The sequence below is a fragment of the Providencia sp. PROV150 genome (genome assembly GCF_028481025.1).
Classification (GTDB): domain Bacteria; phylum Pseudomonadota; class Gammaproteobacteria; order Enterobacterales; family Enterobacteriaceae; genus Providencia; species Providencia hangzhouensis.
On sequence record NZ_JAMPPJ010000024.1, the window covers coordinates 1 to 21,236 of the forward strand.

The window sequence follows — 21,236 nt, forward strand, 5'->3', positions numbered from 1 at the left end:
CCGCTCGCGTCCGGAAGCCACTTGCTCAAGGTGCAGGTCACCGATATTGCGGGAAATAGCGAGAAAATCAGCGAGACGGTATGGGTCGACACGACGCTACCGGCTGCGACTGCGAATCTCACCGAAAGCAGCGACTCCGGTGCCAAAGGGGACAATCTTACGCAGCACCAAGCGGTCACACTGGAAGGAATAACCAAACCGCAATCGGCGGTAGTGATCCAGTTTGCGGGGCAGGAGTACAGCACCCTTGCTGATAAAGACGGGCAGTGGCAAGTGGCATTACCCGCAGTCAATCAAGACGGTGAGTATGATTATCAAGTGAGTGTGACCGATACTGTCGGAAATATCGGGACGTCCAACGGGCAGTTTATTGTCGATAGCAATATCACGCTGACTGCACACTTAGACCCAGCGAGCCAAGACAATTCGAATGCGTTGATAACCTACTCAAAACGGCCACAAATTAGTGGAGAAGCAGATCCCGAAAGTAAAATTACCGCTGAGTTTAAAGGACAAATTAAAACGGTTTACGCCGATAGCCAAGGAAAATGGTCTCTGATTTTTGATGTTGATGCGAATGAAGGCAAGGATAATCACTACAAGGTCATCGCAGAGGACGCTGCTGGTAACAAAGAGACAATTAGTCAGAGTTTTACATACCTGCCCTCATCAGTAGGATCTGGAGACATTCACCCCCCGACTCTAACCGCCACATTAGATGCTGCTTATGATAGTGGAAAGCAAGGTGACTATATCACTAATATTAAAGCGCCTAAATTTACTGGGAACGCCACGGTGGGGGCTAAAGTTAGATTGACCATCGGGAATGAAAGTTTCTCTACATTGGCAGATAAAGTCACTGGAAATTGGGAAATCCAAGTTAAAGAGCTCACTGAAGGGAACTGCCAGTATCTTGTGACGGCGGAACACCCAATAAATGGGCAAACAAAGGATATTACTGGGAATATTTTTATTGATACTACTGCTCCTACATCCACAATTGAATTAAGTACAGAGACAGATACAGGAACTAAAGGAAACTTTATTACTGCACATCGTAAACCTGTTTTTACAGGAAAAAGTGAGCCGGGGAGTGAAATCACACTGGAACTAAATAATGAGTCGGTTTCGACAGTTGTTGATAACAACGGTTTCTGGAGTTTATCTTTACCCAATGAATTACCAAAAGATTTTATTGGTGATTATAAAGTTACCGTTACGGATACGGCAAATAATCAATTTGAAACAATAGACACACTGACGATTAATTCGAGTAAACCGGAGATTACCGATGCTGCTCTGGCTTCACCTTGGAATAAAGGTAAATTTTATGGTGAGAAATCGACTAATGATTTGATGGCGACTTTCCAAGGAAAAGTAACCCCTGGTTCAAGTTTACAATTTAAATTTAGATTGAGCCAGAATCATGAGTATGCATTTCCCATTACAAAGATTGATAACGATGGAAATTGGTCTTTTAGCTTATCGCCAGGTTTTCTTAAAGTGGATCGCCGTTATGACCTTGATAATTCGGTATTAATTGCAACGTCTCCAGCTGGGTTGACGACAGAAAAGGTGATTGAAGAAAAAGGGATTCAAATAAAGGATTGCGTTTTAAATGTGGCATTTCAAGTTGCGGCAGAGTCGAGTAGCACTGGGGAAGTTGATAACTCACTAAGCTCAAGTCGTTCCCCAAAGTTACAGGGAAAGATTTCAGGGGCATCGGATAGAGATGAGCTTACAGGGACCATTTTTATTGGTGGAAAAACTTATTCAATAGCTTTTGGTAAAAGCAGAAGCTCATGGAATTTCAAAGTCCCCGACGATGTCCAGCTTCCTTTAGGAGAAGTCCCCTATACTCTCACATTTAAAGATGTTTATGGTTCGGTAAGGGAAGTATCTTCTTCTGTATTTATCAGTGATTTCAAGTTTTACCTTGACCCAGATACAGATTCTGGCCAAATCGGTAACCACTATACCAATCATAAAAAACCCGTTTATAAAGGCAAAATAACAGCCGGTGGCACGATCTCAGCCAAAGTAAATGGTAATAGTTATCCTATTCAAGCCAATGATCAGGGAGAGTGGCGTTTCGAAGTGCCGATTAAAGGGGATGGCGCTTACCATATTAGTTTTATCCAAGACGATGGTACAGTTTCAGTTGGGCAAACAACACTTAATATCCTTACTAAGGCACCCATATTTAATCATTTTCAGGTTGCTGAGGAGCAACTTCATGCGGGTACACAAGTTGCGAATGTAACCAATCCTAAATTAGTTTTCACTTATAATGGAAATATGGATTATTACTTGATAAACGTGAATGGAAAAACGACTCGACATAATAAGCTAAAAACTAAATATAATGGCTCTAAAACAGTTTTTGCTAATGAGCTGGCATTACCTGACGGCGAGCATGTGGCAAAAATAACTGCATTTGATATCGCGGGTAATAAAACTGAGCATGAAGTAATTATTAAAGTGCTCAGTGATGAATCCGGTAAGACTGCCCCAAGTATTGAATTTGGTGTGAATGATAAACAATTAATTTCTGAGAAAGATGGCAAATTACTTTTCAACCAAAATGATTTAACACTCACGGGTACGACAAGTGTCGCAAGTCTGATTACCATCAAAGACATAAATGGAAAAATACTTGGTACGACAAAGGCAAATAATCAGGGGGGTTGGCAGCTGAAATTACCCAGTGATGTTGTTCCTGTAGGTATTAAGGATGGTGAAAAAATTCAATTATCGGTTACGGCAAAGGATTTAGCTAATCGTGAAACGCAGTTTGAGTTTGATTTGGTATATGACATTACTCCTCCAGTATTGAATGCGGTATTAGACGAACAATCATCAAATGGCGGCACTATTCATGTTAACCAACCAACATTTAATGGAACAACCAAAGCCAATTCGGAAGTACGCTTGACGATCAATGGAAATATTTATCGTACGACCGCTGATCATGATGGTAACTGGCAGATTAAATTATCTGATAAGGAGGCCCTTGCTGAGGGAACTTACTCGTATGAAATCGAAGCTCAAGACATTTTTGGCCAAATTAGTCTACAACCTATTTCAGGCAATTTTACAGTAAAAACCATTGCTGTGGCGACCGGAGGGTTAACGTCAGACTCAGATTCGGGCATTCTGGATGATAATTGTACAAATATAAATAAGCCTATATTTACTGGGATAACTGAGCCGAATGCGATAATCCGATTAGTTTTCGATAATAAAATTGCCTCAACATTTGAAACTATCGCTAATGAAAAAGGGGAGTGGTCTATTCACGTTGATACTGAGTTAAGTGAAGGTCTTCATGATTATGTCATTTTTGCGATTGATAATATTAAAGGTATTAAAGGACAAGTTTCTGGGCAATTGGTGATTGATACATTAGCACCTGATTACCTTATTGGTGGTGTGGTAGATCCTATAGACTCCAGTACTAAACCGAATATTTTAACCAGTATGACGAGGCCGACTTTTGCTGGGATTGCAGAGCCTAGCGCTTATTTGGAAATCACAGTTGGTCAAGAGATCTACAAGAATATCCTTGCTGATAAACAAGGGGAGTGGAGCTTTACGTTAACAGAACCACTAAGCGATGGGACACATGATTATCATATAAGGGTAACTGACATTGCCGGGAACTTAGGGGCAGACAATTTAACCGGAAAAATTACTGTTGATACTCAAGCGCCAGAAATTTTAGGGGGGCTAAATAACACCACTGACTCAAGCCACAAGGGCGATAATATAACGAATATCAATAAGCCAAAATTTAGTGGGGTGACAGAGGCTGAGGCAGTTATTGCGCTTGAAATTGACGGTAAAATCTATCAAGGGGTGGCGGATGAAAAAGGAAACTGGGCGATATCTGTTACTGATGCCTTGATTGATAAAACCTATGATTATCGTATTGAAGTTAAAGATGCCGTGGGAAATAGGCAGGCGCTTACAGGGCAAATGACGATTGATACTAAAGCCCCTGAGCTTGTTGGCCACTTAGATGTTATGACTGACTCTGGCGAAAAAGGCGATGATATAACTAATATTAATACGCCAAAATTCAGTGGGACAACGGAGCCAGACACTCAGGTATTTTTAACCATTGATAATCATACCTATGAACAAAAAGCGAATAAATTAGGCCAATGGGAGATCTCGGTGTCGAACCCATTAGCTGAGGGTGTGTATGACTATGAAATTAATGCATACGATCAAGCGGGTAATCAGGCACAGCAATCAGGAAAGGTGACTATTGATACTAAAGCCCCTGAGCTTGTTGGTCACTTAGATGTTATGACTGACTCTGGCGAAAAAGGCGATGATATAACTAATATTAATACGCCAAAATTCAGTGGGACAACGGAGCCAGACACTCATGTATTTTTAACCATTGATAATCATACCTATGAACAAAAAGCGAATAAATTAGGCCAATGGGAGATCTCGGTGTTGAACCCATTAGCGGAGGGGGTGCATGACTATGAAGTTAATGTATATGATCAGGCAGGAAATCAGGCACAGGTTCAAGGTAATCTTACTATTTATTCCGATTTGCCCGATGCAACTGTAACGCCAATAGATAATACAGGCGGTACTCAGGTGGATATCCCGCCAATAGATACCTTAGCGCTTCCATCTGATATCGAGGAACACTATTTTTAATTGAATAATAGCCCTACCATGAAAATGGTAAGGCTAAAGTTTAAAGGTGAATAAAGTACTAAATCAAGGAATGGGGGAAGCTTGGCTGCGCATGAAAGCTTTTAAATGCCAGTAAAAAATAAGGGACATCATCATAGCCGACTTCTTGGGCGATACGTGTCATAGGCATATTTTCTGTTCTAGATAATATCATTGCTTTGTTCATTCGGGACATTAAGCTAATTTTGGAAAAACTTGTATATTCACTGGCTAGTCGTCGTTTAAGGGTTGAAGGACTCATATGGAGTTTTTTTGCGATAGTATCTAGAGTATGGCATTGTTTACCTGCGCTATGAAAAATTAAGTCATACACTTTATCTTTTATCGAGATATTCATTGAGGCATATAATGTAGAGGTAAATTCATTCACCAGTAAAAAAAATGATAGAATAAAGTTTAAATGAATATGAATAACATTATGGCTGGTCGGTGAGTTAGCTTCTTTAATTGCAGAATGAAATACATCTTCAATAATCGGGTTTTCTTGTAAGCTAGTACAACAAATTTGGCTTATTGAGTGTGTCTTTTTCTTATTAATAAATAATGCTGCATGCTGTTGGTAAAAGGATTTTAACATATCGGTGGTCATTGGAAGTACATCTACAGCCAGCAGATTGTGATTATCAAGATTGATTATCTCAATTGAAGATCCTTTGGGGAGAAAACAGATATCTGCAGCCGTTAGTATTTGCCATGGGCCTTCTTCTATCCGTATTTCAATTTCGCCAGACCTCACTTTAAATAGTAGAGAGTGAGTTAGATAAAAGCTATTTTTTATTTTATTTGATAGGGTTTCAATATAGGTATGAAACGATTTAACACAGAAATTAGTCGACATTTTTGAACCTAAATAAATATTACCTACGATTATTACCGTAAAATTATTCTGGTTGTGTCAAAGAATTGTTCACGGCTTCCATATTTTTAACAACAAACCTTGAGCTTGCATAAGCTGAAAGATCGATTTGTTATTACTTCCTGACTTAATAAACTTCAGTGTATAGCGATGTGGTTTATTAAAAGGAACGCAGGGATACTAATTTTATATAGGGTATATTGATTTAATTACTGGTCACGATTTTTTATGTTTTTGAGAGAGAACAATAAATTCTTAACGAGTCAGTAATATTCCGAGAGTCATTATTTTAACTCATTGTTTTTATTTAAAATAATTATTTTTATTTTAATATTGGAATTATGTTTTTAGAGTAAAAAAAAGATAAGTAAGAAAAAAACAAAGTGAAATGACAACTATTAGGTGCTTAACATTAAAAAATAGTAGGAGTAAATAAAAAGGCAGAGTACGTTGAATATACTTCTGCCTTATCGTGCGTTGGACCAGTAATCAATTCAATATTTGGTTTAACTGACTATATAGGCCTTGTGCGCTCTTCTTATAACCTTCGACGGAGAGGTGCACATTGTCAGGTCGTGCTAAATCTTGTGCTGCCCATGTGCGAATTGAACAAGGGCCACCCATGAAGGCTTGCCAGTCCCAAAATAGCGTATTTTCCTGAGCGGCAACCGCCTTTTGAATTTGAATCACACTCGTTAAATTCACTGGCATCTGAGCTTGGCAACTCGCCGCATCATTAAATTTAAGTGAATCATTCGGGCCGATAAGTAAAATAACGCTATTTGGCATTTGTTGGCGAATTAAGCGAATTTTGGCGCGTAAATTTTGCTCGTAAGCGGCTAAATCTAATGTATCGTTAAAAGCTTCATTGGTTCCATAGGCTAAAATCACCATATCAGGGGACATTTGAGCTAAGGTTTCGCTCCATTGTGGTTGCCATTTATCTGTCATACTCAGTGTTGCACCATTGAGCCCAAGAGCTGAAAACATTACTCCTGGTTTTTGCGAACGCACTAACCACCCACCAATTTTCAACCCATCACCTTTATTAACAGTAACTTGGGCTGGAAGCTGGGTATTTACAGGGGACGAAAATACCCACTGGTTGCCTGTGGCTGGCAATGCAACATTGGGGGAGACTGCAGGAGCGACACGCATTTGTGAGTCACTTGTGCTTTGGTATAGAGTTTGTAGCTGATAAGCACCTAGCGCAGGCTGTAAAGGCTTGAGCACTACTTTACTGTTGGCTGCTTGTGGCTCGGCAATTAGCCCACCAAGTGGGTAATCAAAGCGTTCATCTTTGCGGCTTGAAGCCAGTGACCACTCTTTCTTTTCGCTCATACGGTTAATGGTCGCTGTTCGTTGTCCAGGTACCGAAATCGGAGGAATGAAGCCTGGACCCGCGTCACCATAACGTTGCTGAAATAATGTTCTTAAATTACCGCTGAAAAAGTCAGCGGCTGTATGTGAATCACCAATTTGGACAATGTGAACTTGTTGGTTGCCTTGGCGCAACTTATTTGCCAACTGTGGCAAATTAGGCTCTGCGTTATTGACCAACTGCCCTTGTGCAACGACTGGCTGTCCTTTAGGCAGGCTAGTCGTGCGAGTTTTGTCTGATGTGTTCTGGCAAGACAATAAGCCCAGCGACAAAAGCGCAATCACGCTACCCGCCAATATTTTGGACTTAGCTTGACACAGTTTGTTCAGTTTCATGAGGTTCCTTTTCTTCCTCTTCTTCGAAATGAATGAGTGAGAATACTTTTTCAGCAATCAATTGTTGACCTTTTCCGCTGAAATGGATCCCGTCACCACTTCGCAATTTAATGGTACTACTCGCATCACCGATATAGTCAGAATAGGTATCGCCTTTATATTTAAAGACATCATTGACCGAAAAGTAAATTTCACCGTTGTCTTCAACTTCAGATTGGTAGAGGCTACTTAAGAATTTCATGCCATCGGAGAGCGTATTTTTACGCATATTAGGAGGCCCAACCCAAATAACATCAACATTGTGCTGGCGAGCGGTCGATATTATATCACCAATTCGTTCACGGTACACTTTTTCCCAATCTTCACTTTTAAATTTGACGTATTTATAACCCGTTTGTGGTGGCATATCCCAAGGGTCGTTAGGTCCTAAAAAAACGACTAAAACCTTAATGTTGGGGTTATCATTCAATGCCTTAGCAATGGTTTGGGGCCAATTGAAAAAGCGTGGATACGCCAGTCCTGTACTTTGCTTGCTTAGATTAATGCTATCGATATTATATTTTTTCAAGAGCATGTTTTTAACATGTGGAGCGACGCCTTGCATCATGGAGTCCCCCGCGAACAGGACTTGTTGGCCCTTTTCGATATTGGCAATATGTTTTGCCACGATTGGCTGATCTTTTTTGATTGTAAAACCACCAAAGTTAATTTTCTGGTTTTTCTCTCTAACTTGTGGTCGTTTAAGCCGCTCAGGGAAAGTAATCGATAAGCTTTCAGCTGGATAAATATAGCCATTTACGAAATGAAGACCAATTTGAAACTCTTTGGGGAAACTGAGTTTTTTATCTTTATTGGCCAGTTCAAGCTCTGCGGCTTGTTTGTCTTCCTGCGCTTTTTGCCCTGATGCGTAATAAGTGAATAAGCTTCCTGCTTCAAGCGCACCATCATGTAAGTAAGCACCATAATCCCAGATAGGATTCCCTGCCATTTTCGCCCATGGGGTATCTTGGTGATATTTTTGCTGCCAAAATCGTTCTAGTGAGCTTTGATTCAACCAAATTAATAATAGGCCAGCAATTAGGACAATAAATAAAATCTGCCCAACTTTGATTAGGGTATTTTTAAACTCAGAAGTTAGCATAAATAAACCCCGGCATACCTGAAGGAGAAAGCATAAACATAATAGTTAGAATAATCGCGAGCGGAATAGGATAATAATACCAAGGAATGGTTTGGTATTTTTTTGCCACATAATGGTAGCCTTGTACAAAATAAGGGTAGGTAATCAGTAGTAGCCAAAATGCGATTAGTAAGCCTAGGCTTGCATTAATTGAAGCAATAAAACCAGGTGCAATGATTTGATTGGCCATTAACAGGGCATCATCAAATGAGGGGCTACGGAAGAAAATCCATGCAAAGCAGACAAAATGGAAAGTAATAATTCGTGACACCCAAACGGATAATGTTTTATTAGGAATCACTTGGGTCCATCCTAATTTTTCCATGCATAAACTCTTAAGATTGAGTAGCACAATTCCTAATCCATGAATGGCTCCCCAAACTACAAATGTCATTGCTGCACCATGCCATAACCCTGAAATGACCATCGCAAGGAATACATTGGTATTCATACGGCTAAAACCTTTGCGGTTACCGCCTAGGGGGATATAAATATAGTCGCGAATAAATGTAGATAAGCTGATGTGCCAACGGGCCCAAAACTCTTTTAAATTTGCAGCTAAATAAGGCGCATTAAAGTTAACAGGGACTCTAAATCCTAATAATAACGCGATGCCCGTCACCAGATTGGTATAACCTGAGAAGTTAAAGTAAATATTCCAAGCATAGGCATAGGTTGCTACTAGGATCTCTCCCGCATTGTAACCCACGGGAGAATCAAAGACTGGATTTACAAAATTTTCAGACAAGTAAGAGCTAAATAAAAACAATTTCACTAGTGCTAATGAAATAAGCAATATCGCTTTTCGAGGATCTAAAACCTCACGGCTTTCCGCTTGTATTTGGGGAAGAAAGTTCTTCGCGCGGTTGATTGGCCCTGCGACGATGCTCGGAAAAAATGCAAGATACAATGTTACATCAAAGAAATCGGCTTTAGGAATTTCTTTGCGACAAACTGATACCGTATAGCTTACCGAATGGAATACATAAAATGAGAGTCCAAGTGGTGCGAGTATTTCCAATATAGGAAGACCAACACTAAAACCAAATTTATCGAGTGTTTGCTGAATAGTCTCTTGGAAGAATGAGTAATATTTAAAGGTGGTAAAGAAGCCAACAATGACAGCGGTAAGAATACCGTATATCCATCGACTAGAGAGCCAATTGGTTGCCACGTTGGTAAGCAAATAAATAATCAGTGTGTAGCTAAATAAGATATAAGCAAAGTCAGGACTAAATGAATAAACAAAAAAATAGCTAGCAGTGATTAATAAGCCATTTTGTAACTTTGCACTGGGCTGACAACCCCAATAAATAAGAAAAAAAATCAAGAAAGAGCCAAGAAACTCAAAAGAGAAGAAATTCATATTAGACTCAAAGATGTTAATTATTTTGTTAGAAGGTTAGGGTATATGATATTTGATCTCTTTTTCTATGCAATCAGAATATTGCTTGTCGTATTGCTCGTCATATTTCGAGCGGTGACTTTGTTGGCTACGTTCAGCTACCCTAGTCACATACTTATGTATGCTCCTAGGGATAGCTTCTCTTGCCGCCTCGCCACCACTCGAACTATTTAGAGCAATGTGGTGAAACTGAAATACCCAATAAAAGACAATTAAACCATCAGATTAAAAACGAGAGATAGCTTCTCTTGCCGCCTCGCCAACACTCGAACTATTTAAGGCAATAGAGTAAATCTAAAAAAACATAAAAAATGAATTGGTCGAATGAGTTAAGTAAGTTCAATGCGGTTTGTGAGGGATAAAAAAAATCCACTTAGTTAAGTGGATTTTTATGTCTTGTACCTGGTGATACAAAATTAAATGCGAGTGGCTGCTCTTTGCTGAGCTTGTGTAATCAATTCTTCATTACTCGCGTACATCTCTTGTAAATAGCGGTTATAAGTAGAACCTAACTCTGAGTACCCTTTCATATCATTGATTAACTTTTTAGTATCTAGCTCATCTTTTGATAGACGCTGTTTTGCTCGTGAAGTACGTAGTGACTCATAAGCATTATGGGTATTCATATTTTTCATATAAGCAGTCACGGTCTCTTCTACAGAAGAATATGTAGAATAGCCTTTAATCTTTCCTTGTTTGGTCTGGCAGCCACTACCGCAGCGCATACCAAATAAATTACCGTTTTGCAGAGCAAGTTGTGATGTACCCCAACCAGACTCTGTTGCTGCTTGTGTGGCAACTAAGTGTGTTGGCATGATGTCGACACGACTCAATAGTTTGTTCCAATTTAAACGTTTTGGATTACTACATTTCATACCATAGCTATTACAGATTTGTTCAAGACGGCGCAACTCTTGTGCGCTCCACTTCTTATTAGCCCGTACTGATAGCAACCAAGTACGTTCAGCCATAATCTGCTTATTCACTTTTTCAATAACAGGGACAACCGTTTTCAAAAATGCTTTCTTTCGAGGCGTACCAGAAGGGTATTTACGCAAGTCAGGGAGTGAGGTTTTAGCCTGACTTACATTCTGTTGCACAGTTTTATTAGTATACTCTTTATTGAGCATTGTGCTGGTACTGGTGGAGCCCATACTCAGGCTCGAAAATAAAAGTAAAAATAAGAAAGCGAAGACGGCGTTTGTCCTCATCGTTCGAGAGGGCATTTGCTTCTCCTAAGTATCTCTGAACAAAATTCGAGCGAATATTAGCAGATTAATTTTTCACGAGCTACATTTATCCGGGTGACATTAAGGAAACTTCTGTATTATTTTGTGGGTTTTTTTATATTAATATGAATGTATTGATTTTAAATGACCTAATGGTTTCGTTTGGTATATTTTCATATGATGAATGATAAATTAAACTGTTTATTCCCGTGGCATTTGCGCTTTACTTAAGTTAAATTTGAGTAAAAAACACACAATTCATTTAGTTATTATAGGGTTATTTTGTCTGAAAAATAAGCAGTTGGTGGTCTATTTTTTGACCGAAATGAGTTCTCCATCGTTTTATTAAAGCCTATCGAGGCGACAAAAGTGAAATAAGATTATTATCTGCAAATGAGTAAAAAGTGACATTTACCTTAAATTTTAAGCGCAACAATGTCAGGATAAAGTCCTATAGGGTGAGTCATATGGATATCACAAATAGTCCCTTTAAGGTTTTAAAATTTGTTGCAGTAAATCTTGTTGCTTCGCATCTTCCGCCAGCTGTGGAAAATCTGCCACTGTCCAATAAGAGGTCGGTTTGGGGAGCTGTTTCATATTTCCAGTAGGGAGCAAACGCAGTTGTGCGAGTAATGACAAATCATATTTGAGATAGCGGTCAGGCAACGTTAAAAATAATCCTTCAGATGGCATAATTTGTGGGGGCATCAGAGGATAACGTTGGTCACTTGTTTGGTAATCTCTTGTTAAAACAAGAAATTTCTCTGGTACTCTACGGTAACTGTTCCACCATAAACCATCAACGCTATCAAATATTTTTCGCGTGGTTTTTCTATCTTTGCTACCGAGTTGGTGAAGGGCCAGTGGAAGAATATTTTCCATTGATTGAGAGTAAGTGGCTAAAGAGCCTGCTCGGCCTTGTAGTATCAAAGTTAAGGCGAGACGGGAACCAAGTAAATTTGAGTACAGGTCTTCAGGGGAAAATGCGGAAACCCCTTCAGAAAACCCCGGTACAGATTGATAGCCATACCACTGTGCAATTTCATGCCATACCGCGAGTTGGAAAGCCAATTTTGCGGCTAAGTAGGCGCTTAGTGTATAGCGCTGTTTGGCGGATTGTGGCGGTTCAAATGCACTGAAATGTATTTGTCTATCCGCTAATTCTTCACTCAGTGACAACGACCATTGTTGGCCTAGACGTGGGTAAATTTGGCTAAATAAGTAAAAAGTATAATCTGCAGTATCTCTGACATGGGAAATATCAATAAACCCGCTTTTATCCGTATAGAGTAAGCCTATTTTTTCATTACTGAGCCCCATTAATGCCGCAGAGGCACCTAAAAAGCTGTCATTATAATGATGTTCTCCTAGGCTATTTGCTTCAACGATATTATCGATAGTGTAAAACGGGACAGGTAATCCCCATAGCTCAGCTTGCAAGTTGTAGCCAAAGGCGCAGCAAGCGCGCAAACCTTGTGGTGGGGCTAAGGAAGCAATAACAGGCCAATTTTGTGAGGCTTCTTCAAAAGTATAGGGGGTAATGACAGGCTCAATAGTGGGTAATTCCAGTTTGTCATGACTTTGGCAGGCGGCTAATAAAAGTCCAATTCCCATTGCCAGAACCCATTTGAACATTAAAATGCCTCCCCAACTTGAAAATATACCCCTGTACTGTTGCGGCCGACACCGAAATCCAAGCGAACATTCATTCTTGGTTTAAATTCAAAACGATAGCCTACGCCAACGGTGGGCAACCAATGCCCTTGGCCTAATTCAGAGGCAGTATCACTCATGGTTCCTGTTCCTAGCCAGCCTACAACGCCATGACGCCAATCGAGTTTATGACGAAGTTCTATTTGGCTGGTGAATATATTGTTATCACGATAACGACCTTCATAATACCCGCGCATGCGGTTACCATTACCGAGTAATGATAGCTGGTTCCACGGTACATTTCCGGTTGAAAACCTCGCATAATTGTCGAATGCAATAACAGTCTCTTCGGCTAAGGCATGGTAATAGGCATATTGTAATTGGGTGGTTTGGAAACGTGTATCGCTACCGAGGCTAGGCGCAAAATAAGTATAGATGGCCTCAAAAGCTTGCCCATGATAGGCATTGGGCAGAAAATCTCGTGTGTCATAACTGTAGTATGCACTAATGCCTGAATTTAACACCGAACGACCCCCAATTGAATTGGAGAAATACTGTTTGGCGCCATCATCAGGATCGCTGGCATTGATTGATGAAAAGTCCCAACCAAGACCAATATAAGTCGAATCGGCTAATTGATATAAGACTCTTGGGGTTATTTGGAATTCTTGGGAATGGTACTTTTCTTTATTGTGATCGTTTTTCCCTGCAGAATATCCCTTACCCCAGTAATACGTGGGAATATTGTTAATGGTGCCGGAAACAAATAACCGCCACTGGTCGTTATCAATAAAATTATAATTGGTAAAATTTAAGCCAAACGCGCCTGTAGACGACGCAAAACCACTTAAGCCAATAGAAGACGGCTGGGTTTGTTTATCTTCTTTATCTATTCGATATAAACCAACCAGCGCAGTACCAATACCAACGCCCATTTCGGGGGTATAAAATGGCCCCGGTAATACGCCCCAATCGACAGTTTTACTTTCATCAAAGCTATTTTTTCCACCGAGATCGTTTAACCAGCCATCGATTTGCTGGCGATCAGGGAGTAAATCAGCTTTAGCGGGAAAAATAATAAAAAGGCTGAGCAAGGCCAGCCTTTGGATAATTGCCGAATGCCACATTAAAAACGGAATTCCCCAGAAATATAAAAACTATTTCGGTTATTAAAACCGACTTCTGTTAACACATTAAAGTTTCTAGTGAGTTCGACACGGGCACCGATAGTATTATTCCATTTATGGGCAAGATGTTGTTTAACATCGAATTTTGCATCGTCTGGCGCTAATGCCATCAACCCACTCAATTCAGGCGGTAAATCTAGTTTATTAATATCACCTTTGAATCGTTGGGTAATATCTTGATACATGGCACCAGTCCAAATTTGTAGCTTTGTATTACCTTGACCAGGGATTAAAGGTTCAAAGATAAATTCATAACCAACCCGAGGAGTTACAACAAAAGCAGTAATGTCACCGTCTAAGATATCAAGGCTTGTTCTGGTATAGTTAAAATCTAATGTACTAAAGAATTGGTTATACCCACCAGCGAAGGTAACACCACCACCATACGTTTTTCCTTTATAATCTAATTCAAAAGGCAGATTTTTACCGATATCAATTATATTTTCTTTGCCAAAAATTTTGACCCGAGCTTTTACACTATCAAGATTTGTGGTTGATGTTCCTTTGGTTTTTCCATAAACGCCATATACGTTCATAAATGGAAAGACCCAAGTATCGAGTTTTAACATATGTGATTCATTCTTACTGCGTGTATGTCCTGTTTTAATCATTAAGTCATCATTTAAATCGAATTTAACAAAAGGAATATTTACGCCCTTTTCTGATTTAAAGGCTATTTTGTCAACTTTTATATCTTGACGTAGGTTCATATATCCGTAGCCGATCCCAAAAGGTTCCGGTAAATCATACCCTCGAGCGCGGGCTTCATCGCCCCAAATCGGCAGTACTCGTGACTCTGTGGTAGAAGAACGAGTAATGCCGCCTTCGCTGTTACTTTGTGGGACTCCAGACTCACTTACAGAGACCGAAAATAACGGACGATCACTATCGGCAAAGCTCACAGACATGCTCATAATAGAAGAAAGAATCAGTGCAGTACTGAATTGAATGCGTTTCATAAAATTGGCTCAATCTTTAGATAATAGAGAGGTGTAGTTAGGTATATCTATAATAGTTGGAATTTTAACATTGATAATTTTTTTATCGATAGCGCTTAATGCTTTTTTATGAAGATCTAAAACTAGATACCTGTATGTTAATTATTTATTTAAGATTATCATTTTTCATACCTAAAATAGCTGCCGATGCAAGAAATAACATCGGCACGATAGGGCTGAAAATACTACTTTTTGTTTTGTTGATGAAACTTAACACGCTCATGAAAATAGGCTTTTAAATGGTCTTCCATTTGGTGAATCTTTTGTTCTAAGGCGTTGACCAGCACTTCATCGCTATTCATATCGAAAACGCGCTGCATCGCCAGTTCATCAACATATTCTTTTTGTGCCTTGGTTAAATCAGCCATATTTGAATTACCTTTATTGAAATAGAACTTTTGCTTTATCAATTTAAAGCAAATTAAAGAAAGTGCATTATTGTGCCTCAGTCAATACAGTATGAAAAGTAGAATAACTGATTGTCGAATAATGATTATTTATTAACTTAGTTGCAATACGAAGGATCAAATCACAATCTCTGTTTGTTAAGAATAATCACAATATTCTTAATGAATATAAGCTGATATCCTCGCCAGAGTCACTTATTAATAGGTCTGAAAATGAATAATAAACAACACTACCTTGATACCGCAGCAGGTGAGGGTGAAAAAGAAGCATCAATGATGGTTGCTATCCCTGGTTCTGAGCTGACGTCTTTATTATTAGAGCAGCGTTTAGAAGAGCAAACTTATTTCACCGATGGTGAAATAGACTACATTCCTGAGGATGGCGGTTTTTTCTTTAGCTGTAAAAAAGATGAAGAAGAATTACGTTTTTATATCTCTTTAGTGGATAGCGACCCTGAATATACCATCAATCCTTATTTTGCCACTGATCCAATCAGCCCTGAGCTGTATGCAGAGGCCAGTGCTGCTCCTCAAGCAGTGATTGTTGAATGTTTATTTCAAGGGCAGCCATTAGCTAATTACCTTCAGCAGCTGAAAATTATTCAAATATTAGTGCCAGATTTATTACTAGGCTTGGATATTTCTGCCGCAGGGAAAGTGTTTACTCGTGAGTGGCTTAATTTCCAACTCATTGATGATTTGATGCCAAGCATTGATTCTTTGTATGTTGTTCATGCTATTTATGATCAAGAAGACAACGAAGACAAGCCGGAAGAAGAGCGTGCTCCGACCATGTATTGGTTCCATACTCACGGTTTGGCACGTTGTGGTTTATCGGAAGCAGAAATTATTATACCGCACCCGATTGCTTCTTATTATGGTATTCCCGAACTATTTTGGAGCTTCGTGAATAACAGTATTACTCACGGAAAAATCGTGTTTAATGAACCTATTTTTATTGGTCAAACCCAAGCAGGCTATGAGTATTTAGTTGCAGTACCGTTTGAAGAAGGGCTGTTGCATGTGGGTAAATCAACGCCAATTGATGATTTGAAGCCACTTGAAGAGATGAATTTCGAGTTTGGTGATGCGTCATCAGAGCGTTTCATGGGGGATTGGCATGATCGAGACGAATCTCATCAGCACCCATCCGCGATGTTGTTTCGTGTGACACAAGAAAACCCAGTATTAGAAAGTTTCTTTGAAGGTTTTGAAGATCAAAACGCCATGATGTTTATGCGCACCGATGAAGAAACGGCAGATATGTCGCGTAAAGCTAAATTGCGTTGGGAATATTTCACCCATATGTTAGATAACTATGGGCCAAAACAGGTCGCTCAGAAGAAAGGCTTTTTTGCCAAATTCCTTGGTAAAAACGAGGAAGCTGAAGATTCTGAATGGCGCTTTTTAGTGAAATGCGGTATTGGTTACCATGATGCAGAAGAAGATTTCGATGGTCATGAACATATGTGGTTTGAACCTGTTTCTTGGAATGGAGACCAGTTTGAAGGGCGTTTAATTAACCATCCTTTTTATGTGAAAAATATGCAAGAAGGGGAAGTTTATCCATTAACGCGCGACGATATTACGGATTGGACAATTTATTTCCAAGACGGCAGTTATACCCCTGATACGATATATAAATTGTTAAGTGGCGCTCAAGTTCACTAACTTGTCATACTCGTCATACTTCAAGCTGCATGGGTGTTGACTGCGCTCAGCCAGCCGAATCACATACTTATGTATGCTCATCGGTCTGTCTTCGTTTGTCGCCTACATGCAACTTGAATTATTTAGAGTATATACGCGCCACGATTCAAACCGCATGGGTGTTGACTGAGCTCCGCCAGCCGAATCACATACTTATTCAAGCTAGAGTACAAAGGTTTATGTTAGACTGGGCGCGCAATGCGCCCAATTTAATGATGAAAATTTAACGCCATGAATGAATCCGAGCTTTACCAATATGCCTTGTTTATGCTTTCCCGTCGTGATTATGGGAAAGCAGAGCTATTTGCTCGTATGAAACGGCGTATGTATGAAAAAAATGAAGGTATTATTGATGAGCCTTTAATTGAATTGGTGCTTGAAAGGCTAAGTGAGCAACATTTTCTTGATGACGACCGTGTCGCGGGGTTATTAATGCAAGGTTATCTCCGTAAAGGGTATGGACCATTGCGGATAAAACAAGAAATGCGGCAGAAAGGTTTCACTGAAACGGTTGTGGAAAAGCATTTTGCTACTCTAGATGTAGATTGGTTTGAAAAGGCCGCATTGGTTCGTAGTAAAAAATTCGGTGATGACCTTCCTCATGATTTCAAGGAAAAAAGCAAACAAATTAGATATTTACAGTATCGTGGTTTTTTTGGCGATATGATTTATGAGTTATTCAATGGTTAGTTTTCATATTGTTAATTTATAAAATCACTTACTTTTCAACTGGTTGAAATAAAATTTGAACATAGTTTTTGACGTTGTTTATTTTAGATTAATCAGTGAATTGTGAGTTCGATCTTTCTTTTATCAATTTAATGTTAACGTTAACATATCTTTGATCATATACTGTGTTCATGTTCTGGGCAGCTCACTTCACGATAAATCAAAAAAGAGAAGAAAGCGCTAGCAATGATATTTATTGGTTTAATTCAAATAGGTATTAATATGAAGATGTTACCGTTATCTGCGATTGCAGCGGCTTTTGTCATCCTATTCCCTTTGGTGGGGGATGCTCAAACGGATTTAAGCCGTATTGAGGCAAGGCTGGAGGCGTTAGAGAAAAGAGCTGAGTTGGCAGAACGACGTGCCGAAGCTGCTGAACAGAAAGCAGAAAAGCTCGAACGAGTGATGAATATGCATGAAACTACCAAACAACCCATATCAACCGTTGTTAAGGAGCCTATTTCCAATACAAATGTACCAAGGGAGAGTGAAGAAAAACCAACATCTGGGATCCAATACCACAATGATTACGGTGAACTTAAGCTTTATGGCGATGTTGAGTTCAATATGGATGGGGCGAGTCGTCAGGGACAAATTACATCTGTCAGAACGGCTCTTGGGAAAAACAACCAACCAAATAAGAGTGATAATTGGGATATTAATGGACGAATCTTGATTGGGGTAGATGGTAATCATTTGAAAGATAATGGAAATTATGCAGGGTTTTCTGTGCAGCCGCTTGCGGATATGACAGGAAAAATGAACCTTGATGATGCCGCTTTTTATTTCGGGCAAAAGGATCGCTGGCAAGTAAAGCTCGGCCGTTACGAAGCTTATGATATGTTCCCATTAGGACAAGATACGTTTGTACAGTATTCAGGCAATACGGCGAATGATTTGTACAGTGATGGGTTCGGTTATATTTATATGATGAAAGAAGGGCGTGGGCGTTCAGGTGATGGTGGTAGTGTTCAACTTTCCCATTCATTAGATGATTGGTATTTTGAAATTAACGCATTGGTTGAAGATGGTACCGCTTTATTCGATGATTCTAATTACCATGGTTATCAGCTAGATAATAAGAAAAATGTTATTTATTTAAGGCCTGTGGTGGCTTGGCAGCCGAATGATTTTAAAGTGGCTATTGCGATGGAATCCCAAGTTATCAACAATGCCTATGGGGATAACGTTGATGGTCATTGGAAGGATATGTCCAAACGTAATGGATATGGTATGACTTTAGGATGGAATAGCGTAGAAAAAGACTCAGATAATGGCGTGCAGCTAACATTCAGTACTGCATACCTAGATGCAATAGCAGAAACAGATTTATCGTTAGGTGGCTATGCCTTGTGGCGTCGCGCTCAACTAGGTTATATCTATGCGCATAATAATATTAAAGATTTTAATGCAGTAAATATTTCGACAGACCCTAATTCAGTATTGAATAACATCCCAGGTAAATATGATATTCATACTTTATATGCTTCTTATGAGTTACCTCAAATTTTAGCTATAGATAATTACAAAATTTATCTTGGTGCTTATTACTCTAAAATTAATGCAGATAACCCTAATTTGATTAGTCATCATGATGATGAACGCTATGGTGTTCGTGCTCGCTTCAAATATTTTTTCTAGTCTAAGTTAAGCCGTTCTTCCTATGTGTTGTTAATAAATAGGAAGATCGGCTGCAAAATAACTATCAAAAAGATTTTTTATTTATTTCTCTTGTGTTTTAACGCATTTCTATATTAAAAATCATCTGCTGACATGATCATTGTCAGTGAATTTTGCTTAATGATTAGGCAGAGTAATTTTTTTATAATTACAAAATAAGACAGGCAGGAGAAATAAATGATTGAGCTCTTAATCGGCGTTATTGTCGCCATTGGAGTTGGGCGTTATATCATAAAAGGGTATTCCGCAACGGGTGTGTTAATGACGGGAGGGATTTTACTTCTAATCATTACCGCTATTATGGGCAAAAGTATTTTACCAGGTTCTGTTCCAACGACGGGGTGGCGTGTAACAGATATTCTGGAATACATAAAATTCCTATTAATGAGCCGAGGTGGCGACCTTGGTATGATGATCATGGTGTTATGTGGGTTTGCATCTTATATGACTCACATTGGGGCGAATGATGTTGTGGTGAAAATCGCTTCTAAGCCATTAAAAATGATCAACTCACCTTATTTGTTGATGGTTGCTGCTTATATTGTGGCATGTTTGATGTCACTGGCGGTATCTTCTGCGACAGGCCTCGGTGTATTACTGATGGCGACATTATTCCCTGTAATGGTGAATGTCGGGATCAGCCGTGGTGCAGCAGCAGCAATCTGTGCATCGCCAGCGGCAATTATTTTAGCGCCGACATCTGGTGATGTTATCTTAGCGGCAAAAGCGGCCGAAATGCCATTAATCGACTTTGCATTTAAAACGACCTTACCGATTTCTATCGCGGCAATTGTGGCAATGTCAATCGCTCACTTCTTTTGGCAGCGTTACCTCGACAGAAAAGAAAATGTCACGACTGAAATGTTAGATGTGAATGAAATTAAAACCCATGCTCCTGCTTTCTACGCTATTTTACCTTTTACGCCAATTATCGGTGTTTTAGTGTTTGATGGTAAATGGGCGCCTGAATTGCATATTGTTACCATTATTGTTGGCTGTATTATTTTGGCTGCAATCATTGAATTCATCCGTAGCTTCAGCGCTAAACATGTCTATAGTGGCTTAGAAGTTTGCTACAAAGGTATGGCAGAAGCATTCGCAACGGTCGTTATGTTATTAGTGGCGGCTGGGGTATTTGCTCAAGGTTTAAGTACCATTGGCTTTATTAAAGGGCTCATTGACCTTGCACAGTCATTCGGTTCTGGCGCAATTGTGATGATGATTGCACTGGTGGTGATTACGATGTTAGCTGCGATGACCACAGGTTCAGGGAATGCACCGTTCTATGCATTTGTTGAACTAATTCCTCATTTAGCAAAACAAATGGGGGTCAATCCTGCTTACTTAGTGATACCAATGCTACAAGCCTCTAACTTAGGGCGGACTTTATCGCCGGTATCAGGGGTTGTCGTGGCCGTATCTGGTATGGCAAAAATCTCTCCGTTCGAAGTCGTGAAAAGAACGTCAATCCCAGTATTAGTTGGATTGGTTGTGGTTGTAATTGCGACAGAAATATTAGTGCCTATATATCTATAACATTTCAGTTTCTCAGGTAAAAAAAATGGCTGAGCGAATAACTCAGCCATTCCTCGAATTAAAAATTAAATACTTTATATCTAAAATTTACTCTTTTAATTGATTGCGAAATTATTTTTTTACAGAATAATTACGTGGTGTTTGTTCTTTTACGTTATTAACGAGATCTACCCCAAAAAGTTGAAAGAAATAGAGTAATTAAATTAGGTACTGTTGCCCATTTAATGC

At 39.4% G+C, this 21,236-nt stretch carries 14 protein-coding genes; 5 read left to right on the forward strand and 9 right to left on the reverse strand.

What is annotated here, in order from left to right; translation table 11 throughout:
• Positions 1 to 30: 30 nt before the first annotated feature.
• Complete coding sequence (locus PSE83_RS15165; protein ID WP_272660975.1) at positions 31 to 4,683, forward strand: Ig-like domain-containing protein; 4,653 nt, start codon at positions 31 to 33, stop codon at positions 4,681 to 4,683.
• Between the two features lie 58 nt (positions 4,684 to 4,741).
• Here PSE83_RS15165 and PSE83_RS15170 read toward each other — a convergent pair whose 3' ends face one another.
• From PSE83_RS15170 to PSE83_RS15210, 9 genes are all read right to left on the reverse strand, one after another.
• Complete coding sequence (locus PSE83_RS15170; RefSeq protein WP_004261202.1) at positions 4,742 to 5,560, reverse strand: helix-turn-helix domain-containing protein; 819 nt, start codon at positions 5,558 to 5,560, stop codon at positions 4,742 to 4,744.
• A 507-nt stretch (positions 5,561 to 6,067) separates the two neighbouring features.
• Complete coding sequence (locus PSE83_RS15175) at positions 6,068 to 7,294, reverse strand: SGNH/GDSL hydrolase family protein (protein ID WP_004261200.1); 1,227 nt, start codon at positions 7,292 to 7,294, stop codon at positions 6,068 to 6,070.
• The gene (locus PSE83_RS15180; protein ID WP_036958347.1) at positions 7,266 to 8,435 is read right to left on the reverse strand and encodes an SGNH/GDSL hydrolase family protein; all 1,170 of its coding nucleotides are present in this window, start codon (positions 8,433 to 8,435) and stop codon (positions 7,266 to 7,268) included. Before PSE83_RS15180 ends, PSE83_RS15175 begins: the two co-directional genes overlap by 29 nt.
• On the reverse strand, positions 8,422 to 9,840 hold the full coding sequence (locus PSE83_RS15185) for an MBOAT family O-acyltransferase (RefSeq protein ID WP_004261191.1): 1,419 nt from the start codon (positions 9,838 to 9,840) through the stop codon (positions 8,422 to 8,424). Before PSE83_RS15185 ends, PSE83_RS15180 begins: the two co-directional genes overlap by 14 nt.
• A 455-nt stretch (positions 9,841 to 10,295) precedes the next feature.
• Positions 10,296 to 11,105 (reverse strand): protein bax, encoded by an 810-nt coding sequence (locus PSE83_RS15190; protein WP_036958345.1) that lies wholly within the window; start codon positions 11,103 to 11,105, stop codon positions 10,296 to 10,298.
• A gap of 492 nt (positions 11,106 to 11,597) precedes the next feature.
• Complete coding sequence (locus PSE83_RS15195) at positions 11,598 to 12,743, reverse strand: DUF4056 domain-containing protein (protein WP_004261185.1); 1,146 nt, start codon at positions 12,741 to 12,743, stop codon at positions 11,598 to 11,600.
• Positions 12,743 to 13,888 carry a BamA/TamA family outer membrane protein gene (locus tag PSE83_RS15200; RefSeq protein ID WP_272660967.1) on the reverse strand — a complete coding sequence of 382 codons (1,146 nt, stop codon included), beginning with the start codon at positions 13,886 to 13,888 and terminating at the stop codon, positions 12,743 to 12,745. Before PSE83_RS15200 ends, PSE83_RS15195 begins: the two co-directional genes overlap by 1 nt.
• Positions 13,888 to 14,907, reverse strand: a complete 1,020-nt coding sequence (locus PSE83_RS15205) for a hypothetical protein (protein ID WP_004261181.1) — start codon at positions 14,905 to 14,907, stop codon at positions 13,888 to 13,890. Before PSE83_RS15205 ends, PSE83_RS15200 begins: the two co-directional genes overlap by 1 nt.
• Positions 14,908 to 15,131: 224 nt before the next feature.
• Positions 15,132 to 15,314, reverse strand: a complete 183-nt coding sequence (locus tag PSE83_RS15210; RefSeq protein ID WP_004261179.1) for a hypothetical protein — start codon at positions 15,312 to 15,314, stop codon at positions 15,132 to 15,134.
• A 252-nt stretch (positions 15,315 to 15,566) separates the two neighbouring features.
• On the opposite strand from PSE83_RS15210, the gene PSE83_RS15215 reads away from it, so the two are divergent.
• The 4 genes from PSE83_RS15215 to dcuC all read left to right on the forward strand — a co-directional run bounded on the left by PSE83_RS15215 (position 15,567) and on the right by dcuC (position 21,008).
• Complete coding sequence (locus tag PSE83_RS15215) at positions 15,567 to 17,024, forward strand: DUF4026 domain-containing protein (RefSeq protein WP_164564439.1); 1,458 nt, start codon at positions 15,567 to 15,569, stop codon at positions 17,022 to 17,024.
• A gap of 270 nt (positions 17,025 to 17,294) precedes the next feature.
• Positions 17,295 to 17,753, forward strand: a complete 459-nt coding sequence (locus tag PSE83_RS15220; RefSeq protein WP_004261175.1) for a regulatory protein RecX — start codon at positions 17,295 to 17,297, stop codon at positions 17,751 to 17,753.
• 261 nt (positions 17,754 to 18,014) lie between these two features.
• Complete coding sequence (locus PSE83_RS15225; protein ID WP_036958415.1) at positions 18,015 to 19,433, forward strand: carbohydrate porin; 1,419 nt, start codon at positions 18,015 to 18,017, stop codon at positions 19,431 to 19,433.
• A gap of 216 nt (positions 19,434 to 19,649) precedes the next feature.
• A complete protein-coding gene (gene dcuC / locus PSE83_RS15230; protein WP_004261170.1) occupies positions 19,650 to 21,008 on the forward strand; it encodes an anaerobic C4-dicarboxylate transporter DcuC in 1,359 nt (452 codons plus the stop codon).
• The last annotated feature ends 228 nt before the right edge of the window (positions 21,009 to 21,236 follow it).

What these genes read in the sequence shown, in the direction of transcription:
- PSE83_RS15170 (WP_004261202.1), bottom strand. Translation starts at nt 5,560, where the DNA reads ATGTCGACTAATTTCTGTGTTAAATCGTTTCATACCTATATTGAAACC.
- PSE83_RS15175 (WP_004261200.1), bottom strand. Translation starts at nt 7,294, where the DNA reads ATGAAACTGAACAAACTGTGTCAAGCTAAGTCCAAAATATTGGCGGGT.
- PSE83_RS15180 (WP_036958347.1), bottom strand. Translation starts at nt 8,435, where the DNA reads ATGCTAACTTCTGAGTTTAAAAATACCCTAATCAAAGTTGGGCAGATT.
- PSE83_RS15185 (WP_004261191.1), bottom strand. Translation starts at nt 9,840, where the DNA reads ATGAATTTCTTCTCTTTTGAGTTTCTTGGCTCTTTCTTGATTTTTTTT.
- PSE83_RS15190 (WP_036958345.1), bottom strand. Translation starts at nt 11,105, where the DNA reads ATGCCCTCTCGAACGATGAGGACAAACGCCGTCTTCGCTTTCTTATTT.
- PSE83_RS15195 (WP_004261185.1), bottom strand. Translation starts at nt 12,743, where the DNA reads ATGTTCAAATGGGTTCTGGCAATGGGAATTGGACTTTTATTAGCCGCC.
- PSE83_RS15200 (WP_272660967.1), bottom strand. Translation starts at nt 13,888, where the DNA reads ATGTGGCATTCGGCAATTATCCAAAGGCTGGCCTTGCTCAGCCTTTTT.
- PSE83_RS15205 (WP_004261181.1), bottom strand. Translation starts at nt 14,907, where the DNA reads ATGAAACGCATTCAATTCAGTACTGCACTGATTCTTTCTTCTATTATG.
- PSE83_RS15210 (WP_004261179.1), bottom strand. Translation starts at nt 15,314, where the DNA reads ATGGCTGATTTAACCAAGGCACAAAAAGAATATGTTGATGAACTGGCG.
- PSE83_RS15215 (WP_164564439.1), top strand. Translation starts at nt 15,567, where the DNA reads ATGAATAATAAACAACACTACCTTGATACCGCAGCAGGTGAGGGTGAA.
- PSE83_RS15220 (WP_004261175.1), top strand. Translation starts at nt 17,295, where the DNA reads ATGAATGAATCCGAGCTTTACCAATATGCCTTGTTTATGCTTTCCCGT.
- PSE83_RS15225 (WP_036958415.1), top strand. Translation starts at nt 18,015, where the DNA reads ATGAAGATGTTACCGTTATCTGCGATTGCAGCGGCTTTTGTCATCCTA.
- dcuC (WP_004261170.1), top strand. Translation starts at nt 19,650, where the DNA reads ATGATTGAGCTCTTAATCGGCGTTATTGTCGCCATTGGAGTTGGGCGT.